This is a genomic window from Pseudomonas sp., assembly GCF_050739655.1.
Classification (GTDB): domain Bacteria; phylum Pseudomonadota; class Gammaproteobacteria; order Pseudomonadales; family Pseudomonadaceae; genus Aquipseudomonas.
On the sequence record NZ_JBOIBY010000677.1, the window covers coordinates 1 to 4,526 of the forward strand.

5 protein-coding genes and 1 pseudogene are annotated in these 4,526 nt (G+C 60.5%); 1 reads left to right on the forward strand and 5 read right to left on the reverse strand.

Annotated features, from left to right (window positions below; translation table 11 throughout):
• From ACRESJ_RS32090 to ribBA, 4 genes are all read right to left on the reverse strand, one after another.
• A partial coding sequence (locus ACRESJ_RS32090; protein WP_431761495.1) for an ABC transporter permease occupies positions 1-715 on the reverse strand: 715 nt, incomplete at its 3' end.
• Between the two features lie 6 nt (positions 716-721).
• Complete coding sequence (locus ACRESJ_RS32095; RefSeq protein ID WP_431761496.1) at positions 722-1,648, reverse strand: ABC transporter permease; 927 nt, start codon at positions 1,646-1,648, stop codon at positions 722-724.
• Complete coding sequence (locus tag ACRESJ_RS32100) at positions 1,645-2,670, reverse strand: ABC transporter substrate-binding protein (protein ID WP_431761497.1); 1,026 nt, start codon at positions 2,668-2,670, stop codon at positions 1,645-1,647. The genes ACRESJ_RS32095 and ACRESJ_RS32100 overlap by 4 nt, the downstream gene beginning before the upstream one ends.
• A gap of 250 nt (positions 2,671-2,920) precedes the next feature.
• Complete coding sequence (gene ribBA / locus ACRESJ_RS32105; protein WP_431761498.1) at positions 2,921-4,030, reverse strand: bifunctional 3,4-dihydroxy-2-butanone-4-phosphate synthase/GTP cyclohydrolase II; 1,110 nt, start codon at positions 4,028-4,030, stop codon at positions 2,921-2,923.
• 72 nt (positions 4,031-4,102) lie between these two features.
• Here ribBA and ACRESJ_RS32110 point away from each other — a divergent pair, with 72 nt between their 5' ends.
• Complete coding sequence (locus ACRESJ_RS32110) at positions 4,103-4,399, forward strand: DUF1330 domain-containing protein (protein WP_431761499.1); 297 nt, start codon at positions 4,103-4,105, stop codon at positions 4,397-4,399.
• Between the two features lie 10 nt (positions 4,400-4,409).
• On the opposite strand, the pseudogene ACRESJ_RS32115 reads toward ACRESJ_RS32110, so the two are convergent.
• A pseudogene (locus ACRESJ_RS32115) lies at positions 4,410-4,526 on the reverse strand (IS481 family transposase); the annotation flags it as partial.

The window sequence follows — 4,526 nt, forward strand, 5'->3', positions numbered from 1 at the left end:
CCGGTGTCAGGTCCTGGCGCAGGGTGGTCCACATTTTCACGGGAAGGGTTTGCAGGGTCGGGCTGGCCATCATCACGCTCAGCACCACTTCATCCCACGAGACGAGGAAGGCGAAGAGGGCGCCGGCGACCATGCCCGGACGAATCGCCGGAAAGGTCACCTTGAACACCGCTTGCAAGCGTGATGCGCCGCAGATCACTGCGGCATCTTCAATCGACTGGTCGAACAGCTTCAGCGAGTTGATGATCGAGATAATGGTGAACGGCAACGCGACAATCACGTGGCTGACCACGAACGCGAACATGGTCCCGGTGTAGCCCAGTTTAAGGAACAGCGCGTACACCGCCACGGCGATGATCACCAGTGGCACGATCATCGGCAGGGTGAACAGGCCGTAGAGCATTTCCCGGCCCGGAAAGCGGCCACGTACCAGGGCGAAGGCGGTCGGCAGGCCCAGCGCCACGGCGAAGATCGTGGTCAGCACCGCGACCTTGAGGCTGGCCATCGCCGCGTTCATCCAGTCGGCGTTGGAGAAGAACTGGACGTACCATTTCAGCGTCCAGCCCGGTGGCGGGAAGACCAGCCACTGGGACGAGCCGAACGAGAGCAGGACGATGAACACGATCGGCAGCAACAGGAACAGCCCGATCAGCCCGGTGGTGGTGTAAAGGCCGAAGCGCATCCGGCGGCTCATGGCATTGGGGGTCAGGAGCATGACGGCTTACCTCGCGTTGCTGGCACCAACCGGGGATTCCGGTTGAAGCTTCAGGTAGAAGTAGAACAGCACCAGCGTAATGACGATCAGCAACGCGGCGCCGGCGCTGGCCAGGCCCCAGTTGAGGAACGACTGCACCTGCTGAATGATGAACTCGGGCAGCATCATGTTCTGCGCCCCGCCCAGCAGTGCCGGGGTGACGTAGTAACCCAGCGACATCACGAACACCATCAAGCCACCGGAGAACAGCCCTGGCCGGCACAGCGGCAGGAACACCCGGAAGAAGTTGGTCCATGGGCTGGCCCCGCAGATGGAACCGGCCTGCAGGATCATCGGGTCGATGGCCTGCATGGTCGCCTGCAGCGGCAGCACAATGAACGGGATCATGATGTAGCTCATGCCGATCACCACGCCGGTGAGGTTATGCACCATCTCCAGCGGCTGATCGATGATGCCCATGGCCATCAGCGCCTTGTTGATCACGCCCGAGGCTTGCAGCAACACCAGCCAGGAGTAGGTGCGGGCGAGCAGGCTGGTCCACATCGACAGCAGAACGATGCTGAGAATCCAGCGACCCCATCCGCGCGGCACCAAGGTGATCGCCCAGGCCAACGGGAAGCCCAGCAGCAGGCTGAACAGCGTCACCAGGCCGGCCACCGAGAAGGTGTTGAGCAAGACTCGTGCATAAGCCGAGTTGGCGAACAGTTGCTCGTAGTTGCCAAGACCCGGCGTCGGTTCCAGCACGCCGCGCAGCAGAAGACCAATCAACGGCGCCAGGAAGAACAGGCCGAGGAACAGCAGGGCGGGGATCAGGTTGCTCGATCCGCGCCAGCGTTGCGCCAGGGTCGGCGATTGCTTGGGAGCCGATCCGGCAGCGCCAGTGGCGCTCCCGGTGGCCGTGGATTGACGGGACGTGGTTGCCGTCATTTTCATTTGACCAGCCATTCGTTCCACCGTGTCGCGATGGTCGGACCGTTCTTGGCCCAGTACGCGAAATCAAGAGTGATTTGGTCCTTTGCGTAGGCCGTCGGCAGGTTAGGGGCGAGCACCGAATCCAGGCGCGCCACGCTGTCGACGTTGACCGGGGCGTAGGCGGTCAGGTTGGAGAAGTCGGCCTGTCCTTTGGCGCTGCTGGCGTTAGCCAGGAACTTCATCGCCGCATCCTTGTTTTTCGAGCCTTTTGGAATGACCAGGATGTCGGCCATGACCAGGTTCTGTTTCCAGCTCACGCCGACCAGGGCGCCGTCTTCTTGAAGGGCGTGGATGCGGCCGTTCCAGAACTGGCCAATGCTCGCTTCACCCGAGGCCAGCAGCTGCTGCGACTGCGCGCCGCCGCCCCACCAGACGATGTCTTTCTTGATGGTGTCGAGTTTCTTGAAGGCGCGATCCAGGTCCAGCGGGTAGAGCTTGTCGGCCGGTACACCGTCGGCCAGCAGCGCCAGTTCCAGCACGCCTGGGCTTGGCCATTTGTAGAGGGCACGTTTGCCGGGGTAGGTCTTGGTGTCGAACAGCGCGGTCCAGTCTTGAGGCTTGGCGGCGCCGAGCTTGCCTTCGTTGTAGCCGAGGACGAAGGAGAAGAAGAACGAGCCAACGCCGTGGTCAGTGACAAAACGTGGGTCGATCTTGTCGCGTTCGATGACTTTGAAGTCGAGGGGTTCGAGCAGACCTTCGGAGGCGGCGCGCAAGGCGAAGTCGGCTTCGACGTCGACCACGTCCCACTGCACGTTGCCGCTTTCGACCATGGCCTTGAGCTTGCCGTAGTCGGTCGGGCCGTCCTGAACCACGGTGATGCCGCTGGCCTTGCTGAACGGATCGGCCCAAGCCTGCTTCTGCGCGTCCTGGGTCGTACCGCCCCAGCTGACGAAGTTGACGCTTTCAGCGGCCATCAACGCCTGGCTGGTCACGCTGAGCAGACCCGCGAACAGCACGGCGGATACACGTTTGTTCAACACCATTTTTACGCCCTCATTGTTGTGTTTATGAGCGGGGCTTTCAGTGCCCGCCTATCGGGAGCATCAGGTCCATCGAGTCGGTGAGACTGTCCGGTCTATGGAATATCATATTATGGTATTCCAAACATTGTGCAAGCATTTTGCCGTACCGGCTATCTGCTGATTTGTGTTTTTTTTCGCCATCTGTACTGGCTGCTTCGAGATGATCGTTCCCATGCTCCGCGTGGGAACGATCGGTACAGGGGAAGGTGAGTTAACCAGTAAACGGAATACTCTCCACCACCTCCAGGTCATACCCGGTCAAACCCGCGTACTTCAACGGTGGGCCAAGGTGCCGCAGTTTGCCCACGCCCAGGTTCTGCAGAATCTGAGCACCCGTGCCCACTTCCGAATAAATCCGCGATTGCGAGCGGCTGAATTGTCGCGGCGGCTGGGTCAATTGCGGCACGCGTTCAAGCAGCGCCTGGGACGATTCGTGGTTGGCCAGGACCACCACCACACCGCGACCTTCTTCAGCCACCCGTTGCAGCGCGGCCCACAATGTCCAATTGGAAGGGCCGCTGTATTCGGCACCGACCAAATCCCGCAACGGGTCGATCACATGCACCCGCACCAGCGTCGCTTCATCGCGGCGCAGTTCACCCATGACCATTGCCATGTGGACGCCGCCTTCGATGCGATCCTCAAAGGTAATCAGACGAAAGGTGCCATGCACGGTCGGCAGTTCACGTTCGCCGATGCGCTCGACCGTGTGTTCATTGCTCAGGCGGTAGTGGATCAGGTCGGCGATGGTGCCGATTTTGATCCCGTGTTTGCGTGCGAATACTTCAAGGTCCGGGCGGCGGGCCATGGTGCCGTCGTCGTTCATCACTTCGACAATCACCGAGGCTGGCGTGAAGCCGGCCAAACGTGCCAGGTCGCAACCGGCTTCCGTATGCCCTGCGCGGGTCAACACGCCGCCTTCCCGGGCGCGCAAGGGAAAGATGTGGCCGGGCTGGACAATATCGGCAGCAGTGGCGCCACGAGCAACGGCAGCTTCCACGGTGCGCGCTCGATCGGCAGCGGAAATGCCGGTGGTCACGCCTGTGGCCGCTTCGATCGACACGGTGAACGCTGTGCTGAAGACACTGCCATTGCTGGGCACCATCTGCTCCAGGCCCAGACGCTGGCAGTGTTCGTCGGTCAAGGTCAGGCAAATCAGGCCGCGAGCTTCCCGGGCCATGAAGCTGATGGCTTGGGCAGTGCAACAATCGGCCGCCAGCAGCAGGTCACCTTCGTTTTCGCGGTCTTCGTCATCAACCAGGAGCACCATTTTGCCCTGGCGATAATCTTCGATGATTTCTTCGATCGTGTTGAAAGCCATGATGGGGTCTCAGTGTGTGCGGAATATTCATATTATGGTATACCATGATACAAAATAAACCGAGAGGTCACTATGAAGGCTTACTGGATAGCTCACGTGGACGTCACCGATCCTGATCAATATAGCCAATACACCCAGCGGGCTCCGAAGGCGTTTGCTGAGTACGGCGGACGGATGCTGGCGCGAGGAGGGCGCAGTGAGGCGATGGAAGGGCGCGCGACGCCACAACGCAGCGTGGTGATTGAGTTCGACTCGTACGAGCAGGCGCTGGCCTGTTATCGGTCGGATGAATACCAGGAGGCGAAGCGGCACCGAGAAGGGGCAGGGCGTGCGGAGATTGTTATCGTGGAAGGTGTGGAACCGGTCTGAATTGTGGGAGCTAGCTGTGTAAACCCACCAGGTTGTTCACAGAAGCTATCCGGCTAATCGGCGGTAAATAACTCAGACTGGCATGTGGGCGATGCCAGTTGTACTCATGCAACCACGCCGGCAAGTA

Excerpts from the sequence above, each read along its gene's own strand:
- ACRESJ_RS32100 (WP_431761497.1), bottom strand. The coding sequence starts at position 2,670 with ATGGTGTTGAACAAACGTGTATCCGCCGTGCTGTTCGCGGGTCTGCTC.
- ACRESJ_RS32110 (WP_431761499.1), top strand. The coding sequence starts at position 4,103 with ATGAAGGCTTACTGGATAGCTCACGTGGACGTCACCGATCCTGATCAA.
- ribBA (WP_431761498.1), bottom strand. The coding sequence starts at position 4,030 with ATGGCTTTCAACACGATCGAAGAAATCATCGAAGATTATCGCCAGGGC.
- ACRESJ_RS32095 (WP_431761496.1), bottom strand. The coding sequence starts at position 1,648 with ATGAAAATGACGGCAACCACGTCCCGTCAATCCACGGCCACCGGGAGC.